Consider the following 13,031-nt stretch of genomic DNA (forward strand, 5'->3'; position numbering starts at 1 on the left):
GGCGCGGGGAGGCGTGGTTGCCACCCCGAACCGTCCCAATGCAAATACGTCGAGCCGGAATTTTTGGCGAGTTCTTTTGCTCCGGTCATCCGGCGGCAATTTGTCGGCTTGCCGGGACAACATGCACCACTGTCCCGACAACTGCAATCCGGCCACCGCGTTGCATATGGCTACGAACTCTCCGCAGCTCCAGAGCGGCGGAGGGTTGATCACGCCTTGGTCACCAAACGCACGGGAACCGTCCTCCCCAGCAGATCTGGGGAGCGGCTTTGGGTGTTAGCTCAACTCCGGCGTTCGGGAGAATAGCTACTCGGCGGCCATCCTCGGCGTCGCCGCGTCGATTGCCGCCGACAGGCGTGGCGGCGACAGGGGCAGGTCCGTCATGCGGATGCCGGTGCTGCGCGCCACGGCGTTGCCGACCGCGGCGAGCGGCGGCACGATTGGCACCTCGCCGACGCCGCGCACGCCGTAGGGATGGTGCGGGTTGGGCACCTCGACCAGGATGGTCTCGATCATCGGCAAGTCCGAGGCTACCGGCATGCGGTAGTCGAGGAACCCGGCATTGTCGAGCCGGCCCTTGGAGCCGTAGATGTACTCCTCGTTCAGGGCCCAGCCGACGCCCTGGACGGCACCGCCCTGCAGCTGGCCTTCGACGTAGCTCGGATGGATGGCCGTGCCGACGTCCTGGGCTGCCGTGTAGCGGTCCACGGTGACGATCCCGGTGTCGCGATCGACCGCGAGATCGACAATGTGCACGCCGAAGCCCGGGCCGGCGCCCTGGGCGTTCAGCTGGGCATGGCCGTTGATCGGGCCACCGGTCTTGCCGGCGGTGGCGGCCAGCTGGGCGAGCGACAGCGGCTCGAACTCGCCGACGTTGCTGCCGGCCGGCTTGGCGCAGCCGTCCTCCCAGATCACGCCGTCGGGATCGACACCCCAGGTCTTGGCGGCGCGCACCTTGAGCTCGCGGATCATGTCGCGCACCGAGTTGACCACGGCCAGTCCGGTGGCGAAGGTGACGCGGCTGCCGCCCGTCACGAAGTTGAAGCCGATCGAGCTGGTGTCGGCGATCACCGGCCGGACCTTGGAGTAGTCGACGCCGAGCTCCTCGGCCGCCATCAGGGCGAGCGAGGCGCGCGAGCCGCCGATGTCGGGGTTGCCCGAGATGACCGTAACCGTGCCGTCCTCGGCGACGTGAGCCGCGGCGCTCGAATCGGCGCCGACGTTGAACCAGAAGCCTGCCGCCACGCCGCGCGACATGCCGGCCTTGGGCTTGCTCTTGTAGTGCTCCGAGCTCTTGGCCGCTTCCAGGGTCTCGACGAAGCCGATCGTATCGAAGGTCGGCCCGTAGCTCGTCTTGGTGCCCTTCTTGGCGGCGTTCTTGAGGCGCAGGTCGATCGGATCCATGCGCAGCTCCTGCGCCAGGATGTCCACTGTCGATTCGACGCCCCAGGCCGAGATCGGCGCGCCCGGGGCGCGGTAGGCCGCGACCTTGGGCCGGTTGCTGACCACGTCGTAGCCGACGACCTTGATGTTGGGAATGTCGTAGCAGGCGAAGCTGGTCCAGCAGGCTGGACCGACCGGCGAGCCCGGAAAGGCGCCGGCCTGCAGGGCGATGGTGCATTCGGCGGCGACGATCGTGCCGTCCTTCTTGGCGCCGATCTTGACGTGGACCGTGCCGCCCGGCGCCGGGCCGGAGGCGCGGAACACCTCGTCACGGGTCATCACCATCTTCACCGGCTTGCCGGACTTCTGCGACAGGCGCACCGCGATCGGCTCGAGATAGACCACCGTCTTGCCGCCGAACCCGCCGCCGATCTCGGTCGGCGTGACGCGGATCTGCGAGGTCTCGATGTTGAGCAGGCGGCTGCAGAAGCCGCGCACCTGGAAGTGGCCCTGGGTCGTCGACCAGAGCTGGACCTGGCCGTCCTCGGCGGCGCTCGCCAGGGTGGCGTGCGGCTCGATGTAGCCCTGATGCACGGCCTGCGTGGTGTAGTGGCGTTCGACCACGATCTCGGCCTGCTTGAAGCCGGCCTCGATGTCGCCCTTCAGGTTGTCGATGCGCTTGGCGATGTTCGACGGCTTGGTCGGCGCCGGCTTCACGCCCTCGGTGATCATGTGATCGTGCAGGATGGGCGCATCTTCCTTCATCGCGTCGGTGACGTCGATGACGTGCGGCAGGACCTCGTACTCGACCTTGATCAGGTCGAGCGCGGCCTTGGCGATCGCCTCGGTGGTGGCGGCGACGGCCGCGACCGGATGGCCCTCGTAGAGCGCCTTCTCGCGCGCGATGATGTTGCGGGTGATGTCGCGCAGATTGACCTGCATCTCGCCGGTCGGGACGATCAGGTTGGGCTGATCGGGGAAATCCACCGCCGACACCACGGCCTTGACGCCGGGCAGCGCCAGGGCGGCCGAGGCATCGATCGACTTGATCACGGCATGGGCATGCGGGCTACGCAGCACCTTGCCGACGAGCTGGCCCGGCATGTTGAAGTCGGCGCCGAAACGGGCCCGGCCAGTCACCTTGTCGGCGCCGTCCGGACGGTCGGGACGCGTGCCGATCCACTTGTACTTGCCATTGCTCATCGCGCTGTCTCCCTCATTTCAGCGGCCACTTCCATGACCGCGCGGACGATCTTGTCGTAGCCCGTGCAGCGGCAGAGGTTTCCGGCGAGCCAGAAGCGAACCTCGGTTTCGCTCGGGTTGGGGTTCTTGGCGAGCAACGCCTTCGAGGCGACGAGGAAGCCCGGCGTGCAGATGCCGCACTGCAAGGCTGCGAACTCGACGAACTTCTTCTGCAGGGGATGAAGCTGATCGCCGTGAGCCATGCCCTCGATGGTCTCGATCCTCTTGCCCTCGGCCTCGACGGCCAGCACCAGGCAACTGCACACCAGACGGTCGTCGAGCGTGATGCTGCAGGCGCCGCAGTCGCCCGAGCCGCAGCCTTCCTTGCTGCCGGTCAGCCCGAGCTGGTCGCGCAGCACGTCGAGCATGGTCTGCGAGGCATCGCACAGATACTCGACAGGCTCGCCGTTGATGGTGGTGGTGACGTGTGTCTTTGCCATGATCAGCGCCCTCCCGCGCGTTCCGCCGCAATGGCCGCGACGCGTTTCAAGAGAACGCCGGCGATCTTGGTCCGGTAAACAATGGTGCCGCGCTTGTCGTTGATCGGCTTGCACACGGCGCGGCAGGCAGCGGCAGCTTTCTCCAGCGCTTCGTCATCGAGGCGCGAGCCGACGAGCGCGGCCCCGGCCGCCTCGACGAGCAATACGGTCGGTGCGACGGCGCCGAGGCCGACGCGGGCGGCGGTGCAGGTGCCGTTCTCGATCGTCAGGTTGACGCCGCAACCGACGACGGCGATGTCCATCTCGGTGCGCGGGATCAACCGCAGATACGCATCGGCCGAACCTTTCGGTCGCGCCGGCAGAGAAAAGCTGACCACGATCTCGCCGGGCTGCAGCGAAGTCTTGCCCGGCCCGATCTGGATCTTCTCGACCGGCACCTCGCGACGGCCGTTCGGCCCATGCACGGCGGCGATGGCGCCCGCGGCGATCAGCGCCGGCACGCTGTCGGCCGCCGGCGAAGCGTTGCACAGATTGCCGCCAGGCGAGGCGCGGCCCTGGATCTGCTTCGAGCCGATCAGGTTGATCGCCTCGACCGCGCCAGGCCAAGCCTTCTTGAGCGCGGCGTGCTCGCCGATCCTGGCGCCGGACACGGCGGCACCGATGCGGAACGCGCCGCCGCCCTTGTCCTCGATCGCGCTCATCTCGGCGATGTTCTTCACGTCGATGATCGCGCCCGGCCGGGCCATGCCCGCCTTCATCTGCACCAGAAGATCGGTGCCTCCCGCCAGAATGCGTCCTGAACCCTTGGCCGCGAGCAAGGCACCAACCGCCTCGTCGATCGTGTGGGGCGCGCTGTATGTTATGTCATTCATCTCGAAATCCCGTTGATGTTTCCGGACCTGTGCGGTTCCCGTTGCGCCGGGAATTCTTTGCAGGGCCTCCTACTATAGGGGTAATCGGGCGGCCGTTGACCGAATAATGCGACGGAACGTCGATTCAGGCCGTTTATGCAGGCCGCATTGAGTCACAGTTCCTTCTTTCCGCCTAGCGATTTTTGAAGGCCGTGTATCAGGAGACCAACGTAGATGACCGATCCGACAAGCAATCAGCCGATGCGGCCCGACCTGAAGCAGGCGCTCGACAGGCGCGCTGCCATCCTGGACGACGCGCGGCCGAAGGCGGTGGCCCAGCAGCGCAAGCGCAACCGCTGGACGGCGCGCGAGGGCATCGCGGCCCTCGTCGATGCGGGGAGCTTCGTCGAGTATGGCGGGCTCGCACGTCCAGCGGTTCCCGGCATGAGCGGCGCGGCCGACGGCGTGATCATGGGCACGGCGCAGATCGACGGCCGGCCGGTCGATCTGCTGGTCTACGACTACACGGTCTATGCCGGCACGCAGAGCGCCATCAACCACGCCAAGACCACGCGCATGTTCGAGCATGCCGAGCGCCATCGGCTGCCGGTCGTGTGCTGGCTCGACGGCGGCGGCGCGCGACCGCACGACATGAAGGTGCAGGGCCGCGGCTCGACGCCGACCTTCGTCGTGTTCGCGCGCCTGTCGGGGCTGGTGCCGACGGTCGGGATCCTGCCCGGCCGCGCCTTCGCCGGGCATGCCAATCTCGCCGGCCTGTGCGACCTCTTGGTGGCGACGCCCGATTCGGCGATGGGCATGGCGGGCCCGCCGCTCGTCGAGGCGGCCCTCGGCGTCAAGCTCACGCCGGAGGAGATCGGCCCGGCCTCGGTCCATGTCGCATCGGGCGTCATCGATGTGCTGGTCGCGGACGAGGCCGAGGCGATCGGCATCGCCAAGAAATATCTCGGCTATTTCGGCGGGCCGATGACGCCCGGCGAAGCGCCCGACGTCGCGGCGTTGCGCACCGTCGTGCCCGATAACCCGCGGCGTGCCTACAACGTGCGCAAGGTGATCGACGGCATCGCCGATTTGGGCAGCGTGCTCGAGCTCAAGGCCGGCTTCGGCCGCGCCGTGGTGACCTCGCTGATCCGCATCGGCGGCCGGCCCGTCGGCGTCGTCGCCAACCAGCCGATGTATCTCGCCGGCGCGATCGACAGCCCGGCCTCGGAGAAGGCGGCGCGCTTCATCCAGATCTGCGACGCCTTCGACATCCCGATCCTCTCTCTATGCGACACGCCCGGCCTGATGGTCGGCCCGGACGTCGAGAAGACCGGCCTGGTGCGCAAGAGCGCGCGCGTGCTGACCGCCTTCGCCAACGCCACGGTGCCGGTGATGACCGTGGTGCTGCGCAAGGCCTACGGGCTCGGCTACTACGTGATGGGCTCGCAGCCGCTCGAGCCGGCGATCCTGCTCGCCTGGCCGACCGCCGAGTATGGCGGCATGGGCCTTGAAGGCGCGGTCAACATCATCTACCGCGCCGAGCTCGACGCGGCGGCAGAAGGCGAGCGCGCGGCGCTCCACAAGCATCTCACCGACGAGCTGAAGCGCTCAAACACCGCGCTGGAGGTCGCCGCGCGCTACCTCTACGACGACGTGATCGATCCGGCCGACACCCGCGACATCCTGATCAAGACTCTGGCAACCCTGCCGCCGCCCCCGCCGCGCACGACGCGCAAGCGTTTGATCGAGCCGTTCTGATATTCCTCCCCAAGCTTTGCTTGGGGAGGTGTCGCCGTCATACGGCGACGGAGGGGTCATGAGCCTCAGGCTCAACCCTCTCCCATGACTCATGACCCCTCCGTCGCGTGTGACGCGACACCTCCCCAGCTGAGCTGGGGAGGAAAAAGAGCTAAGCCTCGCGATCCGACACCGCGCCGAGATAGGCACGCCGGATCAGGTCGCCGCTGCGAATTGCGTCGGGCGTGCCGCCGCCGATCACGACACCGTTCTGCAGCACATAGGCGTGATCGGCGATGTCGAGCGCGCGTTCAACCATCTGCTCGACCAGCAGGATGGTGGTGCCGCCACCGCGCAGGCGCTGCAGCACCGCCAGCACCTGATCGACGACGATCGGGGCGAGGCCGAGGGAGGGCTCGTCGAGCATCAGCAGCCTGGGTTGCCGCATCAGCGCCTGGGCGATCGCCAGCATCTGCTGCTGGCCACCCGACAGGATACCGGCCAGCGCCTGCGGCCGTTCGGCCAGCATGGGAAACAGCTCGTAGACGAAATCGTAGCGTCTGCGCTCTTCGTCCTTTCCGAGTCGCGTGCCGTAGAGGCCGAGCTCGAGATTGGCGTGCACGTTCTGACGGCGGAACAGGCGGCGATTCTCGGCGACATGCAGCAGGCCGAGATCGATGATGCGATGCGGCGGCTCGCCGGCGATGTCGCGACCGGCGAAGACGATGCGGCCGGCAGACGGCCGCAGCAGGCCGGACAGGGCGCGCAACAGCGTGCTCTTGCCTGCACCGTTGCTGCCGACCAGCGCCACGATTGCGCCGGGCAAGATCTCGAGATCGACGCCGCGCAGCACGCCGACATGGCCGTAGCCGACATCGAGGCCGGAAATGTCGAGGAGAGGTTCCGCCGTCACGGGGCAGCCCCGGCGACGCGGGTCTGCGAGCCCATGTAGGCCGCGATCACCGCGTCGTGAGAGAACACTTCGGCAGGCGTGCCCGAGGCCAGCACCGCGCCGCGCTCCAGCACGGTGACACTGCTGCAGATATTGGCCACCAGCTCGAGATGATGCTCGACGATGACGATCGTCGTGCCGAGCCGGCCGATCGCCGTCACGAGCTCGGCCAGGCGATCGAGCTCGGCGAGCGACAGGCCGGCCGCCGGCTCGTCGAGCAGCAGCAGGCGCGGCCGGCCGACCAGGGCCCGCGCAATCTCGGCCAGCCGCTGCTGGCCGTGCGGCAGCTCGCCGGCCGGCTCCATGGCCCGATCGCCGAGGCCGACGAAGTCGAGATAGCGCATTGCATCGCCGAGCGAGGCCGCCTGCTCGCGGCGCGCCAGGGGCAGCCGCAGGGCGGCCGCGGCGACGCCCTGGCGTTCGGCGGGGAAGGCGCCCAGCAGCGTGTTATCGAGCACGCTGAGCTCCGGCATCATGCGCGGCGTCTGGAAGGTGCGGCCGACACCGTTGCGTGCGATGCGGTGCGGCGAGAGGCCGATGACGGAGCGTCCGTCGATCCGGATGTCGCCGCGATCGACGGGGTAGAAGCCCGAGATCATGTTGAGCAGCGTCGTCTTGCCCGAGCCGTTGGGCCCGACGATGGCATGCGTGGTCCCTGCCGCGACGTCGAGGCTGACGCCGGCGAGGGCAGCGACTCCGCCGAAGCGCTTTTCGACGTCGCGCACCGAAAGCGCCACGCCGTTGACCGGCTGGATGGACGCCTGGCCGGCATCGAGGCGCGGCGCCGGCGGGATATTCGACAGGCCGAGCCGCGCCCGCAGCCGCTTCCAGCCGAGGTCGACGGCGCCGACGAGGCCATGCGGCGCGTAGAGCATCAGCAGCAGCAGGGCCACGCCGTAGATCAGCATGCGCCAGCTCTGCAGCGCACTCAGCAGCTCGGGCACGAGGAAGAAGACGACGGCACCGACCACGGGTCCCCACAACCGCCCGGCGCCGCCCAGCACTACCATCAGCAGGAAGAAGATCGAGAAATCGGCCGTGAAGTCGTCCGGCGTGACGACGGTCTTCTGGACGGCGAACAACGCCCCGGCGAGACCGGCCATCGCGGCGCTGGCGACGAAGGCCAGCATCTTGATGCGCACCTGCGACACGCCGCTGGCGGTGGCCGCCACCGGATTGTCGCGCACGGCGACCAGCGCCCGCCCGAAACGCGAGCGCAGCAGATTGGCGACGCCGGCGATTGCCAGGATGACGAGGCTGAGCGCCAGCCAGTAGAGATCGGCTGAGGTGAGGGCGTGGCCGAACAGCACCGGCTTGGGAATGCCAACGACGCCGGCGAAGCCGTGTGTCAGCTCGCGCCATTCGGTGAGGAGTCCGCCGACCACCTCGGCGAAGCCGAGCGTGATCAGGGCGAAGTACCAGGTCGACAATCGAAACGCGGGCAGGGCCATGAGAGCCCCGACGGCGGAGGCGGCCGCCATCGCCAGCAGGGCGGCTGGCCAGAATGACCAGTGATGATCGACCATCGCCAACGCGACGGCATAGGCCCCGATCGCCACCAGGGCGCCGTGGCCGAGCGAGACCTGGCCGCCATAGCCGTTCAACAGGTTGAGCCCGATCGCCACCAGCACGTAGGCGGCCATCTGCGTCGCAACGAACAGGTGGTATTCGCCGCCGCCGACGAGCGGTGCGACGTAGAGCGCGATGGCCAGCCCGATCAGCAGCAACGGCCGCGCGCGTGACGAATCGATCACTGTCGCGAGCAGGCTCGACATTGGATCAGACCGCGCGTGCTTCGGCGCGCCCGAACAGGCCATGCGGCCGGATCAGCAGGATGACCAGCATCACGGCGAACGTGGCGGCAAGCTGATAACCGGGCGACAGCATTGCGGCAGCGAGCGCTTCGGCGATGCCGATGATGTAGCCGGCCAGCAGGGCGCCGCGATTGTTGCCGATGCCGCCGACCGCGGCCGCGGCGAAGCCCTTCAACAGCAGCGCGGGACCAAGCCCGGTCGAGGCATAGAGCAACGGTGCCGCAAGCACGCCGGTCAGCGCCGCGATGGCGCCGCCGAGGAAAAACGACCAACTCGACAGGCGGTTGGGGTTGATGCCGCGCAGCAGGGCGGCATCGCGATCCTCGGCGACCGCCAGCACCGCCTTGCCGGCGCGCGTGCCGTAAAACGCCTCGACACCCAGGATCAAGGCCAGCGTCAGCACCACGATCGCGATCTGGTAGGAGCTGACATTGGCGCCCAGCAGGTCGAAGGTCTCGGTGCTGAGCGGCGCCGGCGGCTTGACGGCGATCGGATCCGGCCCCCAGGCAAGGCCCACCAGGTTGGCGAAGATCATTGACACGGCGAGCGTCGTGATGACCCAGCCATGACCGGTTGCCGAGCGATTGAGGACGGGTGCGACGGCGATCCTCTCCTCGATGAACGCCAGCACCGCGACCGCCAGCATGGCGAGCGCCGCACCGACGAACCATGGCATGCCGAGGACCGTCATCACGGTCGCTCCGAGCATGGCGCCCAGCATGACGAGATCGCCTTGCGCGAAATTGAACACGTTGGTTGGCCGATAGAGGATGTTGAATCCCATCGCCACCAGCGCATACAGGCTGCCCGCAGTCAGGCCGCCGACGAAGAGGTCGAGATCCATTATCGCGGTGCCTCCCTCGTCTTACGGGCAGGGCATTCGCATAGGGGCGCGCCTTTCACTCTCCTCCCCAGCTTCGCTGGGGAGGTGCCCCGTCATACGGGGCGGAGGGGTCATGAGCCTCAGTCCCGCTGCTCATGACCCCTCCGTCGCCGAAGACGGCGACACCTCCCCAACAGAGTTGGGGAGGAAAATGAGAGAGCGCCCCTATGCGAACGCCCTGAGTCATCGGGGGAGGCAAAAGAAGAACGTCCATCTACTTCGCCATCTCGCGGAACACGCCCATCGACTTCGGGTCCTTGCCCGATGAGACGGATGCCAGGGCGATATCCTCGATGCCGATTGCCGTATGGTTCTCCGGCGTGAAGTTGATGGCGCCGAGCAGGCCCTGGTAGCCCTTCACGCTGTCGAGCGCGCGCTTGACCTTCTCGGGCTCGAAGCTCTTCTCGCCTTCGATGACCATCTTCAGGACATGCAGGAAGTCGTAGTAGGGACTGTTCGCGACCGGAACGCCCGAGCCCTTGCCTTCTGGATAGAAGGTCGCGACCTTCTTGGCGAAAGCGACCTGCCGCGGACCAGGATATGTCGTGCCGGTCCACATCAGCGAGCGGTACATCGTGCCGTAGACGTGGGTCAGTGCCTCGGCCGGCACGAGATCGAACAGCGCGTCGAGGAACAGGCCGTTGTGGCCGGTGATCGGCGGATACCATTTCTGCGCGTTCATGGCGTTGAACGCCATCGCCGCGTTGGGCACGTTGGCAATCCAGGCGATCATGCCGTCGATGCCGGCCTTGCGCAGATTGCCGACATAGGTGTTGAGATCGGGCGCGTTCAGCGGATAGACCTCGACCTTGACCGGTTCCAGGCCGAGCTTCTTCAGCGTGGCGCGTGACGCCGCCGTCGCCTGCTCGCCGAAGGCGGTGTTCTCCTGGATGATGCCGATCTTCTTCAGCTTCATGGTCTCGACCAGGTAGCGCGCCGCGATCTCACCCTGCTGGTTGGTGTTGAACGTGCACTGATAGTGATAGGGATACTTGATGCCGTCGCCCATCTCGGCCCCGTTGGCATAGGTCGCCTGGATGATCTTGGCCGGGGTCGTGGTGGCGAGCGACGACAGCGCCTGCGAGCTTCCGGTCGGTCCGGCAACGAAATTGACGCCCGCGCCCTGCAGCTTCTTGATGATCGCCGGTTCCTTGGCCGGCGAGGCTTCGTCGTCTTCCTCGACGCGGGTGATCGGACGGCCGAGGATGCCGCCTTGCGCATTGATTTCCTCGATGGCGATCAGGCCGCCGATGTAGAGATAGGAGAAAGACGAGGCGAGCCGGCCGGTTGTCGGGCGTATCCAGCCGAGGCTGAAGGGTTGCTGCGCCGCAGCGATGCCGGCGAGGCCGAGACTCGATGCGCCGAACGCGCCGACGCCCAATCGACCTGCGGTACGGAGGAAATACCGGCGGTCGATGCTGCCATCGCGCCGCAATCCGAAGGCTGGCTTTGTTCTGACGGTCATGGCGTTTCCTCGACTCTGCGCGAACTCTTTTGGCGTATCATTGCCACCGCGCGCGAAGCTAGTCCTCTTCCCAATTCGATACAACGAAACGACCTGATCATGAGCGAAGAAACGGGACCGACTGCGAAATCCTGGCATGACCCGCGTGTGCCTGCCGCAGAGCAGTGCGTCCTGCGTCCGCTGCTCGATCGCCATGCGGCGTCGACACCCGACAAGATCTTCGCGCGCTTCGCCGATGGCACGGAATGGACGTACGCGCAGACCCGGTCGATCGCGCGTTGCACGGCGAGAGGTCTGCGTGCCCTGGGCGTTGCGCCTGGCGACAAGGTCCTGTCCTGGTTGCCCAATGGCCCTGACGCGATTCGAGTCTGGTTCGGCCTCAATTTTCTCGGCGCCGTCTATGTGCCGATCAATCTCTCCTATCGCGGCGGCCTGCTGGCGCATGTGGTGGAGAATTCAGACGCGCGGCTGATCGTGGCGCATGCCGACCTGGTCGGCAGGCTGGCCGACATCGATCGGGCGGCGCTCGTCGCAGCCGTTGTGCTGCGCGGCTCACCGGTCGATGTGCCTGGCCTCGCGATCCATGGACCGGACGCACTGGAGCCCGCCGACGGCGACCTGCCGCTGACGGAAGACGGCGTGTCGCCGTGGGACATGCAGTCGATCATCTACACGTCAGGCACGACCGGCCCGTCGAAGGGCGTGATGTCGTCCTACCTGCAGCTCTATTCGATGGGGACGGAGTCGTTTCCTTTTCTCGGCGCCGACGATCGCCTCATGGTCAACCTGCCCTTGTTCCATGTCGGCGGCACGGCGGCCGTCTACACCATGCTGGCGCTGGGCGGCTCGATCGCCGTCGTCGAGGCGTTCGACACCGCCTCGTTCTGGCGTGTCGTGACCGAGACCGGCACGACATGCTGCGTGCTGCTGGGCGTCATGGTGACGTTCCTGGTGAAGCAGGCGCCCGGGCCGCAGGACCGCAATCACACGCTCACCAGCGCCATCATGGTGCCGCTGTGCGAGGACGCGTCGGCTTTCTCGGCGCGCTTCGGCTGCGACATTTACACAGTCTTCAACATGACCGAGGTGTCGACACCCCTTACGTCGGGCAGGAATCCGGCGCCCCTCGGCACTTGCGGCCGGCCGCGTGCCGGCGTCGAGGTGCGGGTCGTCGATGAGAACGATTGCGAGGTCGCGCCCGGCGCGGTCGGCGAGCTCATCGTGCGGACCGACCGGCCGTGGGCGATGAACCACGGCTACTACAAGAACCCCGAGGCGACGGCGCGGGCGTGGCGCAACGGCTGGTTCCACACCGGCGACGCCTTCAGGGTCGGCGAGGATGGCCAGTTCTTCTTCGTCGACCGCATGAAGGACGCGATCCGCCGGCGCGGCGAGAACATCTCCTCCTTCGAGGTCGAGACCGAAGTGTGCGCCCATCCGCTGGTCAAGGAGGCGGCCGTGGTCGCCGTGGCGAGCGAGCTTGCCGAGGACGAGGTGCTGGTCGCGCTGTCGCTGGTCGATGATGCCGTGCTCGATCCGGCCGAGCTGATCCGCTTCCTGGTTCCACGCATGGCGCACTTCATGGTGCCGCGCTTCGTCCGCATCGTGGCGGCGCTGCCCAAGACGCCGACCCAGAAGGTGCAGAAGCATCTCCTGCGCCGCGAGGGCATCACGGCCGACACATGGGACCGCGAAAAGGCCGGCATCCGCCTCAGGCGCGAGCGGTTGTCGGCGTGATCGGATATGCTGGGGGCGCGCGACTCCCGTCGCGCGTCTTCGTCTACTTCAAAGGAAGAACGCGCCACTGGGGTGGCGCGTCCATAGGCGCTGACTTCGGTCGAAGGCTCAATAAAACCCTCATCCTGAGGAGGCCGCGCAGCGGCCGTCTCGAAGGATGGGCCCCAACGAAATCGTTGGAAAACTGGTGTCGCCACACCCGTTCGGTTGCCGACCCTTCGAGACGCGGCCTACGGCCGCTCCTCAGGGTGAGGTCTCTTTGTAGTAAGTTCGCGCCAATAAGGGCCTGTCACAAAAACATGCGCTTTAGAGTCCGCTGCTGGCACGCGGTGCGCGGGACAAAGACCCTGTCATCCTGGGCGCAGCGAGGGACCTTTCCTGATGCCCTAAAGGTCCCCCCGGGGTCTCAAACGAAGTGCAACACCTTGCTAGAAGGGTGTTGTCATGGGAACCCACTACAAACAACTCACGCACGATGAACGGTGCGATATTGCCGTGCTACGTCGAGCGGGCCAGTCGATCCGTCA

The 13,031-nt window shown here is 67.0% G+C and carries 9 protein-coding genes; 2 read left to right on the forward strand and 7 right to left on the reverse strand.

Features of this window, described 5'->3' with window-relative positions; all coding sequences use genetic code 11:
• Positions 1–306: 306 nt before the first annotated feature.
• Genes ACILR9_RS15120 through ACILR9_RS15130 form a run of 3 tightly spaced genes read right to left on the reverse strand, consistent with a single transcriptional unit; the run spans position 307 to position 3,928 of the window.
• Positions 307–2,586: a xanthine dehydrogenase family protein molybdopterin-binding subunit gene (locus ACILR9_RS15120; protein ID WP_395710769.1), complete on the reverse strand. Its 2,280-nt coding sequence runs from the start codon at positions 2,584–2,586 to the stop codon at positions 307–309.
• Complete coding sequence (locus ACILR9_RS15125) at positions 2,583–3,065, reverse strand: (2Fe-2S)-binding protein (protein ID WP_395710770.1); 483 nt, start codon at positions 3,063–3,065, stop codon at positions 2,583–2,585. The genes ACILR9_RS15120 and ACILR9_RS15125 overlap by 4 nt, the downstream gene beginning before the upstream one ends.
• 2 nt (positions 3,066–3,067) lie before the next feature.
• Positions 3,068–3,928, reverse strand: a complete 861-nt coding sequence (locus ACILR9_RS15130) for an FAD binding domain-containing protein (protein WP_395710779.1) — start codon at positions 3,926–3,928, stop codon at positions 3,068–3,070.
• 222 nt (positions 3,929–4,150) lie between these two features.
• Between ACILR9_RS15130 and ACILR9_RS15135 the strand changes: the two genes are divergently transcribed.
• Positions 4,151–5,674 (forward strand): acyl-CoA carboxylase subunit beta, encoded by a 1,524-nt coding sequence (locus ACILR9_RS15135; protein WP_395710771.1) that lies wholly within the window; start codon positions 4,151–4,153, stop codon positions 5,672–5,674.
• Positions 5,675–5,825: 151 nt separating this feature from the next.
• On the opposite strand, the gene ACILR9_RS15140 is transcribed toward ACILR9_RS15135, so the two are convergent.
• The 4 genes from ACILR9_RS15140 to ACILR9_RS15155 form a co-directional block, all read right to left on the reverse strand.
• Positions 5,826–6,566, reverse strand: a complete 741-nt coding sequence (locus ACILR9_RS15140) for an ABC transporter ATP-binding protein (RefSeq protein WP_395710772.1) — start codon at positions 6,564–6,566, stop codon at positions 5,826–5,828.
• Positions 6,563–8,380 (reverse strand): ABC transporter permease subunit, encoded by a 1,818-nt coding sequence (locus ACILR9_RS15145; RefSeq protein WP_395710773.1) that lies wholly within the window; start codon positions 8,378–8,380, stop codon positions 6,563–6,565. Before ACILR9_RS15145 ends, ACILR9_RS15140 begins: the two co-directional genes overlap by 4 nt.
• Before the next feature lie 4 nt (positions 8,381–8,384).
• Positions 8,385–9,263, reverse strand: coding sequence for a branched-chain amino acid ABC transporter permease (locus ACILR9_RS15150; RefSeq protein WP_395710774.1), 879 nt, complete (start codon positions 9,261–9,263; stop codon positions 8,385–8,387).
• Between the two features lie 253 nt (positions 9,264–9,516).
• Positions 9,517–10,767 (reverse strand): ABC transporter substrate-binding protein, encoded by a 1,251-nt coding sequence (locus tag ACILR9_RS15155; RefSeq protein WP_395710775.1) that lies wholly within the window; start codon positions 10,765–10,767, stop codon positions 9,517–9,519.
• A gap of 99 nt (positions 10,768–10,866) precedes the next feature.
• Here ACILR9_RS15155 and ACILR9_RS15160 point away from each other — a divergent pair, with 99 nt between their 5' ends.
• Positions 10,867–12,504 carry an AMP-binding protein gene (locus ACILR9_RS15160; RefSeq protein ID WP_395710776.1) on the forward strand — a complete coding sequence of 546 codons (1,638 nt, stop codon included), beginning with the start codon at positions 10,867–10,869 and terminating at the stop codon, positions 12,502–12,504.
• Positions 12,505–13,031: the final 527 nt, after the last annotated feature.

The organism is Reyranella sp., assembly GCF_044224635.1.
Classification (GTDB): Bacteria; Pseudomonadota; Alphaproteobacteria; order Reyranellales; family Reyranellaceae; genus Reyranella.

Coding starts and splice junctions, on each gene's coding strand:
- ACILR9_RS15120 (WP_395710769.1), bottom strand. CDS start 2,586: ATGAGCAATGGCAAGTACAAGTGGATCGGCACGCGTCCCGACCGTCCG.
- ACILR9_RS15125 (WP_395710770.1), bottom strand. CDS start 3,065: ATGGCAAAGACACACGTCACCACCACCATCAACGGCGAGCCTGTCGAG.
- ACILR9_RS15135 (WP_395710771.1), top strand. CDS start 4,151: ATGACCGATCCGACAAGCAATCAGCCGATGCGGCCCGACCTGAAGCAG.
- ACILR9_RS15145 (WP_395710773.1), bottom strand. CDS start 8,380: ATGTCGAGCCTGCTCGCGACAGTGATCGATTCGTCACGCGCGCGGCCG.
- ACILR9_RS15150 (WP_395710774.1), bottom strand. CDS start 9,263: ATGGATCTCGACCTCTTCGTCGGCGGCCTGACTGCGGGCAGCCTGTAT.
- ACILR9_RS15155 (WP_395710775.1), bottom strand. CDS start 10,767: ATGACCGTCAGAACAAAGCCAGCCTTCGGATTGCGGCGCGATGGCAGC.
- ACILR9_RS15160 (WP_395710776.1), top strand. CDS start 10,867: ATGAGCGAAGAAACGGGACCGACTGCGAAATCCTGGCATGACCCGCGT.